Origin of the sequence: Micromonospora sp. URMC 103, from assembly GCF_051386435.1 — a bacterium.
Classification (GTDB): Bacteria; Actinomycetota; Actinomycetes; order Mycobacteriales; family Micromonosporaceae; genus Micromonospora.
Genome location: NZ_JBPQTR010000005.1, coordinates 1789825 through 1810272 on the forward strand (window position 1 = coordinate 1789825; position 20448 = coordinate 1810272).

Below are 20448 nucleotides of genomic sequence, written 5' to 3' on the forward strand. Positions count from 1 at the left end.
CGCGGCCCAGGTGCAGCCCGACCCGTTCCGTCGACGTCGCTCGTGACCTCGCCTGTTGTCGGCTCGGCGAGGCCGCTTTCCGACAGACACTGTGCGCGCGCCTCGCGAGGTTCTACAACGGACCCATGCCAGACAGTCAGACGGTCGATGCCTTCAAGTTCGTCGCCGTACGTCCACCGCAACTGATCGGCCAACGTGAGGCGACCCTCGGCCTGATCACCGACCAGCGCAGAGCCCTCGGCGACGGGTCGCTCGCCGGCAACGACGATGGCGAGTCCTCGCGGCACAAGGACCCGCGGCTGGCCGCGCTGGCCGAAGCGGCCCGCGCACTGGCCGACCGCTTCGGCGCGCAGCCCGCCGGCGACCCGCTGGGCGACGCGGACGCGGAGCTGCGCGACGTGCTAGCCCTTACCGACCGCGACGCCGCCGAGCTGGCCGGGACGGCCTGGGACGCGCTGTACCGGGCGTATCGTCAGGGACCGGCGGCCGGACCGGACCTGGAGACGCCGACGGCCGCGCTGCGGGCACTGCACTTCGCCGCGCTGTGGCGCGCCGACGCGGCGACCACCGCCGCCGACGCGGTGACCGCGCTCGCCGCAACCCCGGTTGTGCCCGCGGAGCTTGCGGTCGTCGAGGCGCCCGAGACCGAACGCTGGCGCGGCTCGGCCTCGGTGGCAGGGCACGCCGAGGTGTCCGACGGACCGGTTCGCGCGCTGCTGCGGGAGGTCGCCGCGACCCGCACGCTGCTGGACGCCGTACGGGCGAACGCCACGCCGATCCGCGAGCGGGTCCTGTCGGAGGAGCCGACGCAGCACGGTGACGTGTTCCGCAACCGGATCACGCTGGGGCGGGTGGTGAGCATGGCCCGGGTACTCGATGCCAACCTGCCCGAGGAGGCGCGGAGCGTCGCGGCCCGTCTACGGATCGGGGAGGCCACGGCGGTGCCGACGGCGACCGCGACCGCGCAGACCCACCTGACCACGCTGCTGCGGAGGGTGGACGCTCTGCGTGACGACCCGGCGCTGCGGCGCGAGTTCCGGGCGCTGTCGGGCACGCTCGATCTGAACGACGTCGGCACCATCGTGCCGGGCCTGGACGTCCCCCCGATCTTCGATGCCGACCCCGACCCGGGCACCAGCCCCGACGTGGACGTCAGCGGCCGGATCCGGCCGCTGGGCGTCGGCGACCTGAAGGTGGTCAGGCAGACCCTGCTCGGGTACGCCCCGGGAGAGGTCGCGCACGTCGAAAACGTGCTCAAGGGCGAGCACCGCGAGCGGGTGCACCGCACCCTGGACCGGGTCGAGACCACCTACTTCGAGTCGTCGGAGGAGGTGAACGAGACCGAGCGCGACCAGCAGTCCACCGACCGGTTCGAGCTGAAGAAGGAGGCGGATCGGACCGTCAAGGAGGACATGAGCGTGCAGGCCGGGGTGACGGTGACCGCCGCGTTCGGGCCGGTCGTCACCACCGCGCACGGCGACTTCGCCTACGCGACGTCCAAGCAGGAGTCGACGAAGAGCAGCTCGAACTTCGCGCGCGACGTGGTCGACCGCTCCGTCACGAAGATTCAGAAGAAGGTGAAGACCGAGCGCACCACCAGAACCTTCCACGAGGTCGAGGAGACCAACACCCACGGCGTCGACAACGCCCAGGGCGCCGCGCACATCACCGGCGTCTACCGCTGGCTGGACAAGCGCTACCGGGCACAGGTCTACAACTACGGCCGGCGGCTGATGCTGGAGTTCATCGTGCCGCAGCCGGCGGCCTACTGGCTCGCCTCGCAGCTGCGGCCGAAGGCCGTCGTGGGCGCCGAGCCGCCGATACCGTTCGTCAATGCCAAGAACAAGCCACTGACCGCCGCCGACCTCGACGAGTCGAACTACCAGATGTTCGCCAGCCGCTACAACGCCCAGGGGATCACCACGCCGCCGCCGGAATGGACGTACGCGGCGACGTCGTTCGAGCAGAGTGGCGTCGACAACGGCAAGACCGTATCGAAGATGCTCAAGGACCTGGTCGTGCCGAACGGCTACACGATGATCTACTACATCGCCAACGTGTCGCTGATCTACGTGGTCGGCGGGCCCCGGTTCTCGATCCAGATCGGTGACGACGCCGCCGAGCTCGTCACCAGCACCGCGGTCAAGCAGGGCGGAGTGCACACCCTGGGGTGGGCGCAGTCCCCGGAGACCTTCGACAACCCGACAGGGCCCATGGCGGTCAGCTGCATCGGGTACGACATCAACGCGTACTCGGTCAACGTCGGCATCAACTGCTACCGGGACGACGCGTACCTGCAGGACTGGCAGAACAAGACCTTCGAGAAGATCAGCACGGCCTACCTGGCCATGAAGACAGCGTACGACCAGAAGGTAGCCCAGGCCGGCGCGCAGGAGGGGGCCGTGGTGATCCAGGGCCGAAACCCGGCCACCAATCGGGAGATCGAGCGCACCGAGCTGAAGAAGCTGTGCGTCACCATGATGACTGGCAGCCACCTCAGCGACTACAACGCGATGACGGACCCGGCGGACGCCCCGGCGAAGCTGCCCGAGGTCGACGTGCACGAGGCGATGGCAGAGGGCCCGGTCATCCAGTTCTTCGAACAGGCCTTCGACTGGCCGCAGATGACCTACCTGTTCTATCCGTACTTCTGGGGCCGCAAGACGAAGTGGACCGAGGCCAGCAACCGCTCCGACATCGACCCGTTGTTCGCCCAGTTCAAGCAGGCGGGCGCGGCCAGGGTGGTGGTCCCGGTGTCGCCCGCGTACAACGTGGCGGTCGCGTACTTCCTGGCTCGCAGGAGCCCCCGGCTGGCCGACCGGGTCTGGCTCGGCGGCGAGCCGCCGACCATCGACGACCCGCTGTACAAGTCGATCGCCGACGAGGTGCGGGCGCAGACCGACGACCTGGCCGGCGCGCTGCCCGAGGGCAGCCCGTGGGAGTTCACCGTGCCGACCACGCTGGTGTGGTTGCAGGAAGGCCCCGAACTGCCCGTCTACCCAGCCTGACTCGATGGCCATCGATCTGGGCCCCTACCGGCGAATGCTGACCTCGGCTCGCGCCGAGTTCGAGGCCGGCATGACCGGCGGCAGGGCCAGCGCCTTCGAGTTGGCCGTGCTGCGCGGCGGGGTCGCCGTCATGGCCGAGGATCTCGCCCGGCGGCCTGACTCCCTTGCCGCGTACGAGCATCGCAAGGAGGGCGGCCTCTCCGGCCCGGAGCTGTGGAAGGTCACGGCACGGCGGCAGGCTGCAGCCCCGCTGCGCCGCCGTGAGCTGGCCCCGGAGGCCTTCACCGCCAAGAACAACGACTACCTGGCGCTGATGCGGATGCTGCGCGAACGCGCCACCATGCGCACGCACCTGGTCGTCGATCGCACCCGCAAGCGCGTACTGCTGATACAGGAGCACGACCGGGCGCCGGCGGTGCCAGGATCTCCGGTGCCTCCCACGCCTTCTGTGCCCGACGCCCTCGACGACATCGCGGCGACCCTGACCGCGTGGGTGGTGGCACACCAGGGCGACGACGACTTCCTCACCCTGCCCGCGGCCGAGGGCATGAACCGGATGCTGGCACAGCGCCAGGACCTGCTGGTCACGCTGCGGATAGCCCAGCAGCGGCCCACCGACACCAATTCGTTCCCGCTGCCCGCCGAACACCGTCCGGCAGTGCTGGAGGTCGTCGAGTTCGGCGTCGCCTGCATCCCGGTCGTCGGCACCGCGGTAGCGATCTTCGAGGCGGCCTTCGGGTACGACATCTTCGGCTACGAGCTGACCGAGGTCGACCGGTGCATCATCGCCGCGGGCGTGCTGCTGCCGTTCGCCTCGCGGTTCGTCAAGGGCGGTCGGGCGCTCTACACCGCGGCGCGGATGGAGCGGCTGTACGGGCGCGGCGCCGCACGGTGGAGCCTCGCCCTGGCTGCGGGTGAGAAGGTGAGCGAGGACGTCACCGGGCGACTCGCCATCTCCGAGGCCCGGGCCCTGATCGCGGCCGGAAAGAAGGTCGATTCCGCACTGGCGCTGAGGGCCGTCACCGCGCTGGAGAGGATGGGCGTCAAGCGGGGCAGCCCGCGCGGCATGTCCATCGCCACGTACGTCGCCGACTCGCTGAAAAAGCTCGTCAGTAGCAAGGCACTGCTCAGCGAGCTGGACCATCTGGCGCTGATGCGGGTCATCGAGAAGGGCCCGAACATCAACCTGATGAAGGGGCAACTGCTGGAGGAGTTCCTGGAGGCGCGGATCGCAGCGTGGCTGCGTGACCCCGCCGGGTTGCGTGCCCTGGGCATCCACATTCCCGCGCCCCAGACGCTGGAGTTCATCCCCGGCCACATGATCCGCGACGCGTCGGGACGCCAGCTCACCGACGGCATCCTGGCCCACCGGCAGAACGGCGAGCTGATCATCGTCGCCATCTTCGAGGCCAAGGCGGGCAAGCACGCCGCCCGGGAGCTGAAGATCGCCTCCAGCAGCATCAGTTCCCTGTCGCAGGCCGAGCGCGCCGAGCTGCGCGCGTACGCCCGTGACGTGCTGCGCGCCCGCAACAACCGGGCCCGGCTGCGCGGCGAGAAATTCCCCACCAGTGCCGAAGAGGTCGACGCGGCCCTGGACAGGATCGAGCGCGAGGTCGTGCTGAGCGAGGAGGGCGGGCAGGTCCGCCGCGACATCGAGCGGCTCGCGGCCAATCAGGACGGTACCGCGACCGTGATCCAGGTCGGAGAGGAGTTCCTGCCGGTGCGGGTCTCCCCGAAACACACGAAGGTCTTCGGCGTACTGCCCAGGGATGTGCCGGTGGGGAACATGCAGGAGCAGCTCACGGGACTGGGCTACAACTTCGAGGTGCTCGGAATGAACGTGACGCAGAAGGAGCTGGTCGACCTGTCCAGCAGCCTGCGCATCCACGTGCCGCCGGAGCACCTGCTGGGCCCGGCTCCCCTGCTCCCCCACGGCGTGCCCGGCCAGGCCGTCCCGGTGCCCGCCACCGGCCAGCCGAAATAAGCAGCCCCGCTCATGTCCGGCGGGGTGCGGCCACCGCCGGAAGCCGCGACCGCAGCGGGTGTGGCGCGGATTCACGGGGGTAGAGGAAACGCCAGGGGCCAAGACAAGCGCCCAGTGCCTCCCCTGCCGCGCTGTGGCACGGCGGTCGCCGGTGGACAGCGGAGGTGCGATGTTTGGACGGGAGCGTATCCCGTACGCGCACCGGTTGAAGGGCGTGGTAGACGCTGCCGATACAGCCGGTGGGGCTCGCCCGTCAGCGCTACCAGAGTCTGGGCGAACTCGAATACGCCCGCTCGCACGTGGGTGCTAGGCGGTGTTTCATAAGCCTGGCCGGAGTCACTCGTTATGCGTTCCGATGTGCACGGTGGTGTGGTAGCGGACGGTTGGCTGACCTTCGAGCCGCCGCCAGAGACGCGGATCGTGTCGGTGGAGTTCGCGCCGTCCGGCGGCGTGCCGTCACCTGGAAACTCCGCCGGGGCGGCACCTGACTGGGGCGTGCGGGTTCGAGTAGAGCCGACGGAACTCGGACCCGCACGATGCGCCTTGATAGGGCGACGACCTGGCCAGTTAGTCGACGGCTCCATGGTGCCGCGAGCGGGGATCGGACCAGCGACCCTACGCCTTGTCGAGGCGTTGCTCCCGCTGAGCTACCGCGGCGGGAGCGGGGGCGGGATTCGAACCGCGTTCTCCGGCTTATTGAGGCCGGCGAGGACGACCGAACTCCTCTACCCCGCAGTGCCGCCGGAGGGATTTGAACCGACCTCAGTCCGGATCAAAAGTCCGGTGCCCGACCATCAGGCGCGTCGACGGCTTAACGATCTTGTGTGACGCAGGCCCGGGGTCGTCAACTTCGACCGAGGCCGCTTCCGCTTGATCGAGCATCCTCGAAATTGAGTGGCCCGCTCTGCACAACACGATAGCTTGGCGTCGTGGGCATCACCGGGGGAATAGCATGCGTTCTTGTGATCGCCATTCTCGTGGCGGCCATCGTGTTTTGGTTTTTGCAGTCCGGAATCGTCGCTAGGAAGCCACCCTCACCACCGTCGGATGTTCTAGAGCCGCCGCAGCATACACGCGACCGCGACTGACGCGACGACCGACCGGTCCCAGCACAGCGCAGATCAAAAGATCGCGTCCCCCGGGCAGGACTCGAACCTGCGACCGGCCCGGTTTAGGAAACCAGCTCTGTCCGCTGAGCTACCGGGGCAATCTGGTACGCCGCCAGGGACTCGAAACCTGCACTTACTGATTGAGAGTCAGCAGCTCTACCCCACGAGCTAGCGGCGCTCGGTCGTCCAGCCGCGCCCACCCGAAGGTGCGGGCCGTCCGGCGACGGTGGTCGTTGGCGCAGACCACCTCACGGGGACGCCCTCGCCGATCCACTCGACACCTGGCTCGCCACCGCGTTCGCCGCGGACCGCCTCAAAACGACGATCACCGCAATGTCGGACGCCCAGCTGGCCAATCAGCCCTCCCCCGCCGTCTCGCTCGGCTCGGACGCCTCCGACGCTTATCAACCGGTCCACCGGCGGCCTGGGCCGGTCCTCGTTGACCGCCCGCGGACCCAACTCGACCCCTACACCGGCAGCATCGGGCAACGCTTGGTCTTCGTGGCCCGTGCCTGGTTGATCCAGCCGTTACTGTTCGCCGTCGTCCGGCCCCGGGCGCCGTCTTGGCTACTCGCCTGGCTGCCTGGGCAGCGGTCCAGACCAACGGATTGAGAGTATCTGCGTACGAGTGAACGGGATCAGGTAGGTACGGATGAACGGAGCCAGCCTCCTACCCACGGCCCAGGCTTTGCCTGACGCACGTCGTTGCCGTGAAGGCGGCCGGATAGGCCCTACTACCGCGCCGCTTCCGCTCCTCGCCGCTGCGCGGCTGCGGTGCGGGTCGGCTTGGTCTTGACCCATTACCGCAGGCTCGTCGAGGGCTGCATCAACCCCGCCATGCTCACAGTCAGGTGAGCGCGGCTTGGTCTCCCTACCCGGCCCCGAGGGCCCCATGTCGTCGACGCGTGAAACCTGACCCCCTGGCGGCGCGCGGGTCGCTACGGGGTCACTTACGGCCACCGTTGACACCCACGTCAACTGATCAATGTCGAAGTCCTCCTGATCATGAGGGACGTGGGCGGGTACGGCCGGCTGCTCTCTTCCGGTCGTACACGACTGGGCTCGTTCATCCGTACGCCGACAGAGAGAACTCCCGCCCGGCCATGGCCACCCGTCACGACCTCGGCGGGGGCCGCTGCCTACGATGTTGCCTTACGCGTTCACAGGGAAGGCGACATGTCTGAAGGCATCAACGCGGAAAGCCTGATCGCTCTGGCTGATCGCCTGCGAGCCAAACCAGCGCAAAACCATGAGCTGGTCACCAGGTGCGAAGGCTTGCCGTGGCTTGCCCATGTCCCGGCTGCCACCGAGTCATGCATCAACATCCTCGCCCAGACAGACCCGAAGACCCGCTCAATGCCTTGCGAGCTCGGTATCTCCTCGATGGAGGTGCCCAGCGCGCTGACCACCTTCCGCCGTTGGTGGCCAAAGGCGGTCATCGCCATGGGCGATCCCGGGCAGCCCGATCCGCGGAAGCCGCTAAAGCCCGGCATCGTGCAGTGGCGTTTCGACGGTGTCAACGCATCGCCGGCGGTGGACCCGCCGAGCGCCGCTGGTTCTGCCGCTATCGCCGCTCACTTTGCCGGCCTGCCATGGGAGCCACCGCCGATGATGTATGACGCGGCCGCTCCGCTTGGCGACATTGAGGTAGAAGACCTGCTGGCTAGCATGGTTCATCCGCCCCAGATGCCGACAGGCCGGTGGGATCGCCTGCCAGGCTCGTGGGAGCGCTACATCCAGGCGTGGTGCTGCCTGGGCCTACTGCACCATCGACCGGAGCAGCCGTGGTCTGCGTCGACCAGGCGACAAATGTTGATCGAGCTGGCCTACGGTGTCGAGGACTGGATTACCGAAGCAGCGCTGTATGCGCTGATCACAGCGGCTTGGGTGGACCCAGCATGCCGCTCGGACGTCGCCGGGCTGGTCGAGACGAGATACCGGATGATGCGTGAAGCGGCCGAGACCAGACCGCTCACGATTGGCGTTTCGGTGGCACAGCTGGTTTACATAACCCCAGGAATGCCTAGCGAGACCCTTCACCATGCAGTGGATCTGACCGCTGCATTCCAGGAGTGGCCAGGCGATGGCGTCGCGCTTGGCGGATCACCTGTGCCACCGCTGCGGAAGAGGTCGCTGTTGGACAGGCTCCGTCGCCGTTGAACGGGACCTTCCACCCCGAAATCCATTCACGCTGTTCGAGAGCCTGTCAGCCCGAGTACGTATTCGACGAGGCCGGCACCCTCGTCCGATCAAGCCAATGTGACGTCGAACGCTGGAAATCTACGACGACAGCATCGCCGTTGTGTGCGACTCGCCGATAGACGTGCTTCGCCCCCTCGACCAAGTTGCGCTCCTTGAGGAGCGGATCGAGGAATTCCTGGAAGAGCGTCCGGCTCAGGTTCCTGCCGAGTGCTCCGTCATCCGCCTATCTTCCTCTCGGTCTACCTATGGCGGATACCCGCCGCGCCACCCTTTGGGGGCTGGCGGGTATCCCAGCAGCGGTCTTACGACCTCACGAACGCCACGCCACCGCCGACAGTCACGGTTGCCAGCCAGCCCGCTGCTGCCGTTCGGTCACCGCGACGCCGTGGGCGCGTAGGTGCGGGATGACTTCCGAAACAGAGGCTGAGCATCGCGAGCAGAAGCGTCGCGAGTACAAGCTTGCATATGCCTGCCATCGTGATCCCGATCGATTATCCGGCAGATATCGAGTGCGGCTTCGTTGGGCAACGGCCTGCGCTGAGCAGCCCTCTGGAGCTACGTCGAGCCAGCCTCGACGGCTCGACCGGTTCACCCCTGGCCCCTCGCTCACGGTTTCAGAGGGGTGCGCGAACGTCAGTAGGCGCGCCTAAACTTGCTGCTCGTGACGACACCCCCCACCCCGGTCGAGGTGGCCTTTGCGCTGTTGCGGGAGGGCCGTATGGGCGATGCCGAGAACCTCATGGCGCGCGAGCTGCAGGCCGCTGCGGACAGACACGGTCCTGGCAGCCCGGAATGGGCCTCCGCTCAGTGCGACCTCGGCAATGTGCTGCTCAATGCCGATCAACTCGACCGCGCGATCGAGTGCTACCGCCGCGCCGTCTACGCGACGCCACGCGATCACGAGTCCCGCAAGGACCACTTGACCTACCGACTCAATCTGGGCTCGGCGCTGCGCATGGCCGGTCGACTCGATGAGGCCGAGATTGAGTTGCGCCAGGGGGTTCAGGAACGTCTCGGCTTCTACGGTCGCGAGCACGCCGGGTACGCGTTCGGCCTCGAACCGCTGGCGGACCTGCTGCGCCAGCGCGGCGACGTGGTGGGTGCGCGGCAGGTCGTCGAGGAGGCGGTGGCCAACCTGTGGCGCAACGGGCACGAGCGGGTAGCGTCTGCGTTGGCCCTACGAGCAGCGATTGTCCACGCAGGCGGCACCGGGGAGCCTCTCTTCGTGGGCCTGCACCAACTGCCCGACGAGGTCGTCGAGCAGGTCGGGCGAGTTGCCACCCAGATGCTGGACCACGACGATCCGGCGTGCAAGTCCCTGCTCAGCTCCCTGGTCGCCGCTCTGGAGGAACGGCTCGGCATCGACCACCAGGCGACGCTCAACGCTTTGTCCGCGCTGGCGAACCTCGGCCGTGATCTCGGTGACCAGGCAGGGCGGATCGATGCGATCGAGCGCGTGCTCGCTTCGTACGACCGTCAGGGCCGACAGGAGGAGGCGCTGATGGCAACGCTCGGCTTGGCGATGGCCCAGGACGAAGCCGGCGAGGCCGAGGCGGCGCTGCGCACATACGTGTCGGCGCACGCGAGGGCGGAACGCATCGGTCGTCCAGAGTTGCGGAGTCAGGTGCTGCGCAACTGGGGCCTCGCGCTGAAGGAGGCCGGCCAGGTAGGCCCGGCGGAACAACGGCTGACCGAAGCAGTGCGGCAGGCGCGCCGCGGCACCGACCATGACACGGTCGGGCGGGCCTGCATCGCCCTCGGTCTGTTCCTTCAGCATGAGGCGCGACTGTCGGAGGCCCGCACGGTCCTGGAGGAGGGCCTGGCCGTCATGGATCCCGTACACCCTGACGCGATCACCGGCCGCAGCCACCTCGCCGCGGTCCTGGATGGCCGCACCTGCGGGTGCGGCGACATGGCGGGCACGATCGCCGACGCATTCCGCGAGTTCGTCATCACCAGACTCCCCGCGGACCTGCTCGACCACCTCGACGTAGCGATCGTCGACGGCGACTTCAAGATTGAGGTTGGGCTGCGGCGAGAACCGACCGAGTCCGAGCTCGAGCGGCTCAACGGCGTCTTCCAGACCGCTCACGCGGAGTTTCGCCGCCGGCTCAGCGAGCCGCGCTACGCCGGCTGACCGCCCGACTGCCGCGGCAGTACCAGGCCATCTACGGGCGAGGCCAAGCTCGACCTCGCCATGATCACGCTTGTTCTCGGCGGATGGCGCAGGGGCTCGGGGTGGGTGCGGGCGACGTTGACGGCGCGGGTGCTCTCTTCTTGGGCCCCCTTGCCGCCAGCCGGACGGTCGTCGGCAAATGCCGTAGCCGCGGTGGCGATGCGCGACTGGGCTCATCGGGTGGCCGGTGATAGCTGCGGCGAGGCCACATCAACGACGGCAAGGAAGGCGACGTCAGGCGCCTCGGGGCTTCCACAAGATCCCGTTGATGATCTGCCGGTGATCGCGCCGCCGACCCCGAAACCCACGGCCCAGGAAGCACCGGCGCGACCACCGGCATCCCCAGCAGCCTCGTCGGCGCGCTGGTAAGGGTCGGCACCGCCGTCATGGTCGGCCGTCGCCGGCTGCTTGGCGCCTGGCACAGCAACACACCGCCAGTCCGCGCCTGCACAATGGTGCTCTCGTCCGTGGCGGATGCCTTGCAGCCATCGGGTACGCCTTGACCCCGGTGTTGTCAGCCGGGGAGTTGCCATGGGCGACTGTAGTACGGCTAGTGTCTGTCACGGCTGGGCGTTGATCGCGGCCGTGGCGTGCAAGCAGTGAACGCCAAGACCGCCCCCGCTGAACACGGGCGCTGGCACGTGGGAGGCGATCGGACGTGAGACCCCGTCGCCAAGCGCCTCGCTGCCGCCACAACGAACGCTGCCGATTGCGGCAGCGGTACGCTGCTGCGCTGCAAAGAGGGTGAGATTCGGCCGTTGCCGCCTATCGGGCTGGCCTGGCGGGCAGGACCGGTCGCAGCGGCCGGTTTCGGGTCACGCTCAGACCTCACCGGAGGCAGAGCGAAGGTCGGTGTGTCAGCGGATAATCTTTGCCACGGCTGTGGCGAGTTCTGAAGGTGTCACACGAGCCGCGAGGTGGGTTGCGATTCCTCCCAGGTTCAACTCACGCATCCGGTCGACGTCGACGTCGTTCGCCCGCAGGTGCTCTTCAACCGGCCAGTAGTTGTCCAGCCGTTTCGCGAGTGCGGCCAAGGCCCAGGCGAGGTCGACAGCGGGAAGTCTGACGGCCCCGCTACAGCTGTTGACCTGCTGACCATAATCGTCGGCCCACAACTCCAGGTCCCAGCCGGGCCAGTCAACCGACCATGTCTCGGTCACTCCCTTCAAAGGGATGATGCTCCAGAGGCCGGCACGGCGCGCCGATAGGTCGAGATGGAGTCCTGCGGTCGGCGTGGTCCGGCACGAGGAGACGAGCTGGCGGTCGTCGAGTTCGGTCAGCAGCTGTGGGCCGACCAGCCAGGGCCGCTGCGCTCCCTCGGTCAGTCCGTAGGCGCGGCAACCAGCGTCGTCCCGCACGCTGACCAGAAACTCGATCGGCCCGTCGGACCATCCTTCGCCGTCCTCGTACAGGGCCGGCCGCGCAGGCATCCGCTCCCGCACCGCCTGGCGGTCCTGGCCGAGGTATGCCACAAGATCGCCGATCCCGTCGTAGGCCCAACGTATCTTCCAGCCAGCCCAGGTACGCCCGTACGCCTCAAGTAGCGCGGCCCGATAGTCGTACCGGCCACCGAGTGCGACATGACCCAGCAGACTGAACATCAGCAGCGTGCGGTGATCTACGTCAATCAACACGGCACCTTCGCAGGCTAGGTCATCGAACCACTCGTTCGTCCGATAGTTATCGAGCTGGTCGAGCCACCGCAGCGCAGCCGCAGGACCGATCGCGAAGTGATAGTCGAGGCCGTACCCAGCCCCACCGCCCTGCGCGTACAGCTGGTGCCGCCCTTTACGGATCACAACGTAGTTCACTCTGCTACCCATGGCCGCCGATGCTACGGGCGGCCCTCCCAAGCTCTTAGCGTTGTTGGCTTACATGGCAGGAGCGGACTCACTGCCGTGCACTCTCACGTGCTGCTCAAGGTCGATCGACGTACCCTGCCGGTGGGTTGCTCCGACGGAGGCAGCCAACCGGAACGGTCTTGCGGACCTCGGCCTCGAAGTGTTCGATCAATTGGCCTCGGTGCTGTCCGGCTTGGCCGTGGCCGGCCTGCTGCTGTCGATGACGGAACTCGTGCGCGTCAGGACGTGGGCACATGTGACCACCTGCGTCCTAGCTCTAGGACTGCTGGAGGTTGTTAACACGTTGGGCCCCCCTTCGTTGGAGACTCCGTGCCCCATCGGAAGGGGTCAGCTTGGATGAGCGGCAGCTCTCGTCGATACCGCTGCACGATGTCCTTGATGGAGGAACTAGCCTCGCTGGCATCACCGAGCCGGAGAATGCGAGCCATTGACCAAGTGGGATCTGCTACGGCGTCGGGCGTTGATCGTCCTGGTGACGGTGGTCGTGGTGGCTGCGAGTGTGGTGACGGTCGCCTGGGTCCGGCGTACCGCGCCGCCTTGGCCGACGGTGGCCGGCACCCCGTACGAGATTCCACTCGGATCGGACGGCTGCCCGGTCATCAAGGAGCGGCACCAGTTCGTCGACGCACAGGGTCCGCTCGTGCCGCTCGGCGCCACGGAGGTACTGCTGTGCACGACACCCACGGCGCTGCACAAACCGCGCCCCGGAGTCGCGGACCCGCCGCGTCAGCGGGTGCTGCGTGCCGGGGCCGCCGACTTCGCCGCGCTACTCAACCGACTACCCAACCGCAATCAGGCCTGGCAGCAGTGGCAGCGGCGGCACAGCGGCTGGTGGCCCGATGCCGCCCCAGAGCCGATGGGCGAGGCCTGCCTGTTGATCGGACACAGCCACGATTATTCGTTCGTGCTGCGCTACTCCGACCGGCCACCGGTGTCGCTGATCTACATGTGTGGCGGCCAGGTGGGTGGCCTCACCTCGGGCACTCGGACGCGAATGGATGACACCGAACCGCACCTGGTGAACGAGTTCCTGAGCCGCTTCCAGCGTTATTGATCCCCGCCTGATGTCATGTCCGGGCGCTCTGGCCCGGTCCGAGGATGCGGTTATAGAGGTGCAAGGCTGATGATGGAAGCTCGGCAGTCCGGCGGAGGGAGGCGACATGGGCTGGTTTCGGGATCGGCTGAGCCGCTCTCGACGTGGGCCGAAGGATGTCGCGGAGCGCCTGACCGGTGGCCTACTCCATCTCGAGCAGGAGCAGACAGAGCTCCGCGACCGCGACACGGTGCAGAGATGGCTTCGCGAGATGCGCCCGGAGCACGAAACGCAGGTGTTTGTTCACCGCCCGTGGGGCACGCTCGTCGCGGTCGCCGACCGCGGTGAGTCGGTGAAGGTCTTCTTGTCCGACGGCAAGAACACGTGGATCGCAGCCGCTCCCGGGGCGCCCGACGATCAGCATCTGACCCCTGACCAGATCGAGTACGTCGTGCTCGATGCGCTTACCGCACCAGGACCGCCGACCTGGGCGGAATGGCGCGACTTTCCCTGAACCGTCAAGCCCGGCTTGGCGTCGGGGCCGGGGCCTGCCCGGACGAAGGCTCGCGGGCACGAACCCCGTCGACTTCGCCACCAACGAGTTGAAGCCGGTGTCCGGTTCGGCCGCCGAGCTTGTAGCCCGCGCGGCGACCGATGCGCACGTGGTGAAGGCGCGACACTTCCCAGGGCCGGCGATTGCGCGGAGTGCCGCAACGTCTGTGGCGCCTGCCATCGTCCGAGTTTGACAAATTGCGGCAGCGGGCCGAGCAGGCCGACGCGTGGGCCGGACCACCGCCCCGTCCTGCTCGACGAGGGTTCGCCGTTCGCGGAATCCGACGACAGGGCGGCCGTACTTCGGTGGAGGCCGCTCACGCTTCTCCCCGCAGCCCACAGCAGCCCGGTCGACCCGGCGGCCGGATCCGCACGGCGGGTGGCCAACCGCACCGGCGACCGACGGCCGGCCGGCGAGCACCGGGTGGCGCGGATCCCGCAGGATAGAAGGGTGTGGACGTCACCTGATCTTCCCGCGGTGCTGCGGCTGAGCGCTTCGAACGGCCGGGATCACCTCACCTCGCTGCTGGACTGGCTGCGCCGTGAGGACGAGCTGCGCGGCCGCGTACGCCTGGAGCAGCCCCCGCCCCGTCCCGGCGAGATGGGGGCGCTCACCGACGCGCTCGTGGTCGCGCTCGGCTCGGGCGGGGCCGTGGCGGTCCTCGCCGGCTCGCTGTCGACGTGGCTGAGCCAGCGAGGCACCAGTGTGGAGGTGCAGATCACCGGGCCTGACGGGCGGCAGCTGATCGTGCGGGCGCAGCGGGCGCGTGATCTGCCCGCACTGGTGCGGGAGGTCGAAGCCCTCCTTTCGCGCCATGAGCACGCGGGATGAGCCAGCCGTGGTTTCCGACGCGGACCGCTCCTGGGCGGTGCTGATCGGCGCGGACCGGTTCGCTGCCGACCTTCCCGACATACCCGCCGTCCGGGAGAATTTGTCCGCGCTGCGGGCGGTGCTCACCGATCCGCAGGTCGGGACGCTGCCGCAGTGCCACCGGGTCGACGGTGATGCGACCGTCGCCGACGTCGGCGCGGCACTGAAGGAGGCGGCCGAGGCGGCGACCGACGTCCTGCTCGTCTACTACGCCGGGCACGGCCTGGTCGACGATCTCGGCCGGCTGTACCTGGCGCTGGCGGACACCGACCCGCGCTTGCCGGGTTACAGTGCCGTGCCGGTGGAGCTGATCAAGCATGATCTCGCGATCAGCTCCGCCGCGAACCGGGTCTTGATCCTGGACTGCTGCTTCTCCGGAAGGGCGATCGAGGCGATGTCGGCGCCGGACGGGCTGGTCGCCGGGCAGCTTGCCATGGCCGGCTCGTACACGCTCACCTCGACAAGCGCGAACGCCCCGGCGTACGCGCCCGCGGGCGAGACGTACACGGCGTTCACCGGGGCGCTGCTGCGTGTCCTCCAGCGGCCGGAGCCGCTGACCCTCGATGAGGTCTACGACCAGGTCGACCGTGAGCTGGCCGGGCGGGGCCTGCCCCGCCCGCAGCGGCGAGCGGGCAACTCCGCGGGGAGCCTCGTCCTGGCCCGAGGGGGCGCCGGTCGACTCGAACCGACGCCGCCCCCGCCGGAGGAGATCACCTTCACCGGCCAACCGCCGTACAGCCCGGCATTCACACGGTTCCTGGCCACGCTTGGAATCGGGCTGCTCCTCGTCGTGCCGTTCGCCATCTGGTGGGCACTCGAGTCGGCCCGGGGCTTCTGGCTGGTGGCAGGGCTCGGGTTGGTCCAGGGCCTCCTCCTGCTCAGCACCTCCCGAACTCCACCGCGGACCCTGGTCGTCGGCCGTTCCGGCCTGGTCGTCGGGTTCCGTCCGCACACGGTGCGCGTCCCGTGGGCCGACATCGCGCATCTCGGGCTGATCACCCACCGCACGTCCACGAATTCGTTCCACGTGCTTCTCGTCCGGCTCCGGCCGGGGGTGCCGCCGCTCACCGCACCCGGTCTCGACCGGCGCCCGGCGCTGTGGCTCGTGCAGGCGTACGAGAAGCTCGGTTATCTCGCCGTGTGCCTGTGCGGCGTCGACCCGCAGGAGTTGAGCGCGGCGGTGCGCCGAGCCGGTGGCCGCCTCTACCGCAGCGAGCGGGAACTGTTCGACCTGAATCCCGACCTGGCGCCGACCGTGGCCAGGCTCCGACGGTGGGCGCCGTCGAGCCGTCCACGGCGCAGTGACGAGTGATCGTCCGCATGATCCGAGCGCCGGGGATTTGGCCGGCGACGCGACACCGCCGAGGTCGCGGGCTCGCGTCAGCCGAGCTTCCGGGTCAGGGTCTCGAACGCCAGGTCGGGCCGGCGCGGCACGCCGAACCGCTCGTCGCCGTACGGGAACGGGGTCAGCTCGCCGGTAGCTGCACCGCTCGTACCAGGCGATTAGGTCGGCGCGCTGTTTCATTGACCTGCGACCGTCGCCCGGCCAGGCTTCGGGCGAGGCGCCCGGGTCGTCGCTCTCATTGCGGCTGCCCACGCTGGTCGTGTGGCTCTCATTTGGCCTGCGCAGCCCGGGCGTCGCACCAGGGCGGGGAGAGGCTCAAGAGGGGTTGCTCAGCTCATGTCAGCTCGCGTGATCACCGGCATGGACCCGCACAAGCGTTTGCCACGATCGAGGTCATGGCCGGCGACGAGACGATCGTCGGCGGGGGCGGCTTCGACACCGACCGCGGCGGCTACGCGGCGATGAGGAAGTACGCCAGCCGGTGGCCGCACCGGGTCTGGGCGATCGAGGGCTCAACTCAAGGAACTAGTCGCCTTCACCGGCACCCCCCTGATCGACCTGCACGGCATCGGACCCTCCGGCGCCGCCCGGCTGCTAGTCGAAGTCGGCGGCATCACCCGATTCCCCAACCGCGCCCACTTCGCCTCCTGGAACGGCACCGCCCCCATCGACGCCTCATCCGGTGACCAGGTGCGGCACCGGCTCTCCCGCGCCGGCAACCGGCAGATCAACCGGGTACTGCACATCATGGCCACCGTCCAGCTACCCAACCCCACCGGGGGGCGCGCCTACTTCGACCGCAAGAAAGCCACCGGCAAGACATCAATGGAAGCGATGCGCGCCCTGAAACGACGCCTGTCCGACATCGTCTACCGACGCATGATCGACGACGCAACAGCTGCCACGGCGGCGGATCCGGGAGGACACCGGAGAACGACTACCGACTCCAGCGTGACCAGCTCGCATCCCCAAGCCAGCTCTTCGGAGAAGTCACTTCCCGGACCCGCCGAGACCCAGAATAGAACTCTCCTCCCGGCGGTGTCTCGACACAGAGGGGAGCCAAATGAGTGCGTTGCAGTGGGCGAGCCTTAGCCGACGTTGAGCACCAGCACCTCGTCCGGCTGCAATCCGGACAACGTGTCGTGGAGAAGCTCCAGGCCATCCATGGCCGCCATCCCGGCCTCCTCGAATCCGAGACGTTTGTTCTCGAAGTGGGCGCGGAGCTCATCTTCGCGATGCGCGTCGGGGGCGAGCTTGCTCAGATACTTCTTATGCCTCGGAGTGAGCAGGAGTGTCTCGCCGTAGATCCTGTTGATGGCCGACGACTCAGCTCTGAGATCCGAGCGCCGCAGTCGTACGCCGTGATGCTGTAGATAGTCCACCAGCGCCAGCATGCAGTATCCCGACCACTCGTACCCAGGCCGCACGGGGCGTGCATGCTCAGCCAGTACCTGAAAGAACGCGGCGTTTCGGTCAGTGGTGGCGCTGGAGCGAGACAATCGGGCCCACCGACGTCGATCGACCAGACCGGCCAGCTCCACCACCCGGTCTCGATCGAGCACGTACAGCGATGCAGTCGCCGACACCCCAACGGCCTCCCCAACTAGCGCTTTGTGCGACAGCATAATGACGCGCTCATCGGCTACCAGACCCGGTCGTTCAGCAGCGCCGGCTCAGCGGCATGAGCGGCGGGCCGGACGATTCGCTAACGTCTGGGCGGTGGCGGCCGAAGCAGCGGGAGCATTTCGTCGAACGGCGATCGAGCGATCGGACCAGCGCATCGCCTGGGACCGGACGGACCAGGCCTTCTTCGCTGCCGGGGCGTGTCACATCCTGGCCTGGGTGTGCCGGGATTCCTACCCGGATCGGCCGATTGAGATCGTAGGAGTGCGCTTGGCGGACGACTGGCAAATCTTCCACGCCTACGCGCTCTGGGATAGCTGGGCGTTCGACCACTCGGGCTGGAGCCCCGAGCCGGAACTGCTGGCGGCCAACATAGCCTTCGAAGGCCGCCCGCTGGAGCGCGTCAAGATCGTGGACAGTCTCGCCGCGTTCTGCAAGACCCACCACTCCCGCATGCCGAACCAGTACTGGCAGGACCCGCTCCCCCGTGCCCGCGACTACCTGAGCCGATATACCCCACCTTGGGCGTAGTGCCTCGAATCACCGAAGCGGGCGAGACCAGCTGTGTAGCTGCCCTAAACGACGGCCTGTCCATGGCGCAGATCGACGGCGCCAACAACGTTCACAGGATGCGGCACCCGTGGATCACCTCCGTCTGGCGGCAGGCCGGTAACGGCGCGATTTGCCGCCTGAGGTTCTGGTCCGGTCGATGATGCAGGGGCGAGGTGCCGTCTGGGCCGTCCGGTGGCACCGACCTGCACTGCGAGCGTCCGGCGGGTCGACGCGGTCGCGGATAGATCCCCGGCAGAGCTGGCTGCGGTCGATCACCGCACCTGGATCCGAAGGCGTCACTGTGTGACCTCAGGCTGGGACACACACCCTTCGGACCGGTCCTGCGAGCGGCATGTGTTGCGGTTTCATCCACCCCTGCCATACTCTCCGGCATGATGGCGTCACTCATCGCCGTAGGTGGTGCGATCATCGCGGCGGTCATCGGGGCGTGGGCTGTCTTGCATGCGCGCCGACCGCGACGGGCGGATGTGGAAGCGGTCGACGCCATGTCTGTGGATGTCGGGCGCCGGCATGATCTGGATGTCGTGCGCCGGCACGACGAGGACGCCAGGGCCCTGGCGGCCGAGCTCCTAGCCGCTCGCGAGCAGGCCGCTCGCGAGCAGGCCGCCCGCGAGCAGGCCGACGCCCACCCGGCGCCGCACGGCCAGGCTGCGAGGGCCGTGTCGTCCTCAGGCGAAGGCCCGCGGGTGGAGCCGGTCGACATCTCGGTGTCGGAGCGCCAAGCCAGATGGATGGACCCGCCGGTGGTTGACCTGAAGCTGCTCAACCGCGGCGGCGAGTCCGCGGTGCTTACGAAGATGGTCGTGGAGGTTTTGTGGGCACGCCGGATCACGGCCTTCGGCGACCTGCTGCCTTACGTGGACACCTCAGGGGGTGTGTGGCTGCCTCCGTCAGCGACCTACGACGTCGAGCTTCCGGTGCCGGAGAACGCCCACGGAGCCCGGATCACCGTCGGCATCTCGCAGGTGATCGGGGCTGGCGAGGCCGACCGCTTCCAGGTCCGGATGAATACCGAGATCCCGCCGGGCAGCGGATATGTCCACGAAACCCCCGGCGCGACCTCGCTGTATCTGCTGCGCTTGCACGTGGTCTACAACGCCGACAGCCGGCAGGTGCCGTTTCGGCCACTCGCCGTGGCCTGCCCAGGCAATCTCCTGCAGGTGCCGACCAAAGCGGCGATCGAGAAACGCATCGCCGAGTTCCGGGCCAAGGTCGATGAGCTTCGGCGGTCCATCGACCGGGAGATATCGGCACGCGGAATGCAACCGCCCGACTGGATCGCCAAACCCCCGCAGTCACCCCGGGACCTGCCCGCCGATCTGGCCACACTCCGCCGTGGACGCGGAGTAAACGGCAACTTCTGGGATCCCAAAGGCGCGATCGAACGGTTCCTGGACGACGCCGAGCGCATCTGTCGCGAGATCAGTCAGCTTCCACCGGATCTGCCCGACGGGCTGGACCGGGCAGTTGCGATGGCTAGGACCACGCTCGGGCAACTACCAGCGCTGCGCAGGGCAACCTCGTAGACCCGCTCGGAGAACCACCCAGTCAGGGTGGGGATGTCCAGGGTGGAGGCGAGCCGGTCGAGGGCGTCGACCAGGCCGTGCGTGCGCGCGCAGGTGATGTCACGCTCGCGGCCGGGGCGGACTGGGAAGACCCAGATCGGCCAGCCGTCGGGGACGGAGATGACCTGGACGTTGCCGCCGTGGTGCCTGTGCTTCCCGGACCGCCAGAGGCCGGCGCCGTTGGGGCCGGGGGCGGCGACGCGGTCGGTACGGATTGTGCCTCGGCTGTTCCGCGCTCTGGTTGCACAACTAACCGTCCGTGCGTGCGCTGGGCCGGAGCGCCGGTTTGGAAGAGCCTGCTCAAGCGGTCGTGATGCCCGAAACGCCCGCGGCCAGCGGCAAGGCAAGCTTCCCCTCGTGCCCGCTCGTGACCGCTGCGGGCGACGGTTACTGGCCCGTAAATGGCCCGGCTAAGGGGCGCTCGTAGCCACAAATGTCGTGGAGCCAGTGGTCGAGATATCTCTGGATCGCACCGCTGTCCGTCTGGTCAAGGCCAAGCCACTCCCGGGCGGCCCGCCTCATGGCGGCTTCAGCCTGGTCCGCCT

The 20448-nt window shown here is 68.2% G+C and carries 13 protein-coding genes, 6 tRNA genes and 2 pseudogenes; 11 read left to right on the forward strand and 10 right to left on the reverse strand.

Translation table 11 applies throughout. The features are described from left to right. Positions 1-125: 125 nt before the first annotated feature. Together ACSNOA_RS21350 and ACSNOA_RS21355 are read left to right on the forward strand one after the other, a co-directional pair. Positions 126-3008, forward strand: coding sequence for a hypothetical protein (locus tag ACSNOA_RS21350; RefSeq protein WP_436660845.1), 2883 nt, complete (start codon positions 126-128; stop codon positions 3006-3008). A 4-nt stretch (positions 3009-3012) separates the two neighbouring features. After that, on the forward strand, positions 3013-4992 hold the full coding sequence (locus ACSNOA_RS21355; RefSeq protein ID WP_436660846.1) for a pre-toxin TG domain-containing protein: 1980 nt from the start codon (positions 3013-3015) through the stop codon (positions 4990-4992). A gap of 508 nt (positions 4993-5500) precedes the next feature. On the opposite strand, the gene ACSNOA_RS21360 is transcribed toward ACSNOA_RS21355, so the two are convergent. The 6 genes from ACSNOA_RS21360 to ACSNOA_RS21385 form a co-directional block, all read right to left on the reverse strand. Beyond that, positions 5501-5574: transfer RNA gene (locus ACSNOA_RS21360), tRNA-Asp, on the reverse strand. A gap of 1 nt (position 5575) precedes the next feature. Next, positions 5576-5649: transfer RNA gene (locus ACSNOA_RS21365), tRNA-Val, on the reverse strand. 2 nt (positions 5650-5651) lie between these two features. Continuing rightward, positions 5652-5726 (reverse strand) — tRNA-Leu (locus tag ACSNOA_RS21370). A gap of 2 nt (positions 5727-5728) precedes the next feature. Next, positions 5729-5803, reverse strand: a tRNA-Lys gene (locus ACSNOA_RS21375). Positions 5804-6126: 323 nt separating this feature from the next. Further along, a tRNA-Arg gene (locus ACSNOA_RS21380) sits at positions 6127-6199 on the reverse strand. Between the two features lie 4 nt (positions 6200-6203). Further along, positions 6204-6279: transfer RNA gene (locus tag ACSNOA_RS21385), tRNA-Glu, on the reverse strand. A 998-nt stretch (positions 6280-7277) separates the two neighbouring features. On the opposite strand from ACSNOA_RS21385, the gene ACSNOA_RS21390 reads away from it, so the two are divergent. Then, on the forward strand, positions 7278-8261 hold the full coding sequence (locus ACSNOA_RS21390; protein ID WP_436660848.1) for a hypothetical protein: 984 nt from the start codon (positions 7278-7280) through the stop codon (positions 8259-8261). Positions 8262-8964: 703 nt separating this feature from the next. Continuing rightward, positions 8965-10440 carry a hypothetical protein gene (locus ACSNOA_RS21395; protein ID WP_436660850.1) on the forward strand — a complete coding sequence of 492 codons (1476 nt, stop codon included), beginning with the start codon at positions 8965-8967 and terminating at the stop codon, positions 10438-10440. Positions 10441-10722: 282 nt separating this feature from the next. Here ACSNOA_RS21395 and ACSNOA_RS21400 read toward each other — a convergent pair. Together ACSNOA_RS21400 and ACSNOA_RS21405 are read right to left on the reverse strand one after the other, a co-directional pair. After that, positions 10723-10819: pseudogene (locus ACSNOA_RS21400) on the reverse strand (IS5/IS1182 family transposase); the annotation flags it as partial. Positions 10820-11336: 517 nt separating this feature from the next. Continuing rightward, entirely contained in the window at positions 11337-12302 is a 966-nt protein-coding gene (locus ACSNOA_RS21405) for a hypothetical protein (protein ID WP_436660852.1), read from the reverse strand. Between the two features lie 499 nt (positions 12303-12801). Between ACSNOA_RS21405 and ACSNOA_RS21410 the strand changes: the two genes are divergently transcribed. The 5 genes from ACSNOA_RS21410 (at position 12802) to ACSNOA_RS21430 (ending at position 17234) form a co-directional block, all read left to right on the forward strand. Further along, complete coding sequence (locus ACSNOA_RS21410; protein ID WP_436660853.1) at positions 12802-13395, forward strand: hypothetical protein; 594 nt, start codon at positions 12802-12804, stop codon at positions 13393-13395. Between the two features lie 106 nt (positions 13396-13501). After that, on the forward strand, positions 13502-13888 hold the full coding sequence (locus ACSNOA_RS21415) for a hypothetical protein (RefSeq protein ID WP_436660855.1): 387 nt from the start codon (positions 13502-13504) through the stop codon (positions 13886-13888). A 489-nt stretch (positions 13889-14377) separates the two neighbouring features. Further along, positions 14378-14758 carry an effector-associated constant component EACC1 gene (locus tag ACSNOA_RS21420; RefSeq protein WP_436660856.1) on the forward strand — a complete coding sequence of 127 codons (381 nt, stop codon included), beginning with the start codon at positions 14378-14380 and terminating at the stop codon, positions 14756-14758. A gap of 7 nt (positions 14759-14765) precedes the next feature. Beyond that, complete coding sequence (locus ACSNOA_RS21425) at positions 14766-16109, forward strand: caspase family protein (RefSeq protein WP_436660857.1); 1344 nt, start codon at positions 14766-14768, stop codon at positions 16107-16109. Between the two features lie 591 nt (positions 16110-16700). Next, positions 16701-17234: a transposase gene (locus ACSNOA_RS21430; protein WP_436662395.1), complete on the forward strand. Its 534-nt coding sequence runs from the start codon at positions 16701-16703 to the stop codon at positions 17232-17234. On the opposite strand, the gene ACSNOA_RS21435 is transcribed toward ACSNOA_RS21430, so the two are convergent. After that, positions 17231-17536 (reverse strand): hypothetical protein, encoded by a 306-nt coding sequence (locus tag ACSNOA_RS21435; RefSeq protein ID WP_436660858.1) that lies wholly within the window; start codon positions 17534-17536, stop codon positions 17231-17233. The genes ACSNOA_RS21430 and ACSNOA_RS21435 overlap by 4 nt on opposite strands. A gap of 325 nt (positions 17537-17861) precedes the next feature. On the opposite strand from ACSNOA_RS21435, the gene ACSNOA_RS21440 reads away from it, so the two are divergent. Next, entirely contained in the window at positions 17862-18296 is a 435-nt protein-coding gene (locus tag ACSNOA_RS21440) for a hypothetical protein (RefSeq protein ID WP_436660860.1), read from the forward strand. Between the two features lie 416 nt (positions 18297-18712). Next, positions 18713-19864 carry a hypothetical protein gene (locus ACSNOA_RS21445; protein WP_436660861.1) on the forward strand — a complete coding sequence of 384 codons (1152 nt, stop codon included), beginning with the start codon at positions 18713-18715 and terminating at the stop codon, positions 19862-19864. Positions 19865-19899: 35 nt separating this feature from the next. Here the strand turns inward: ACSNOA_RS21445 and ACSNOA_RS21450 are convergent. Next, positions 19900-20118 (reverse strand): annotated as a pseudogene (locus ACSNOA_RS21450) (transposase family protein); the annotation flags it as partial. Between the last annotated feature and the right edge of the window lie 330 nt (positions 20119-20448).

Coding starts and splice junctions, on each gene's coding strand:
- ACSNOA_RS21350 (WP_436660845.1), top strand. CDS start 126: ATGCCAGACAGTCAGACGGTCGATGCCTTCAAGTTCGTCGCCGTACGT.
- ACSNOA_RS21355 (WP_436660846.1), top strand. CDS start 3,013: ATGGCCATCGATCTGGGCCCCTACCGGCGAATGCTGACCTCGGCTCGC.
- ACSNOA_RS21390 (WP_436660848.1), top strand. CDS start 7,278: ATGTCTGAAGGCATCAACGCGGAAAGCCTGATCGCTCTGGCTGATCGC.
- ACSNOA_RS21405 (WP_436660852.1), bottom strand. CDS start 12,302: ATGGGTAGCAGAGTGAACTACGTTGTGATCCGTAAAGGGCGGCACCAG.
- ACSNOA_RS21415 (WP_436660855.1), top strand. CDS start 13,502: ATGGGCTGGTTTCGGGATCGGCTGAGCCGCTCTCGACGTGGGCCGAAG.
- ACSNOA_RS21435 (WP_436660858.1), bottom strand. CDS start 17,536: ATGCTGGCGCTGGTGGACTATCTACAGCATCACGGCGTACGACTGCGG.
- ACSNOA_RS21445 (WP_436660861.1), top strand. CDS start 18,713: ATGGCGTCACTCATCGCCGTAGGTGGTGCGATCATCGCGGCGGTCATC.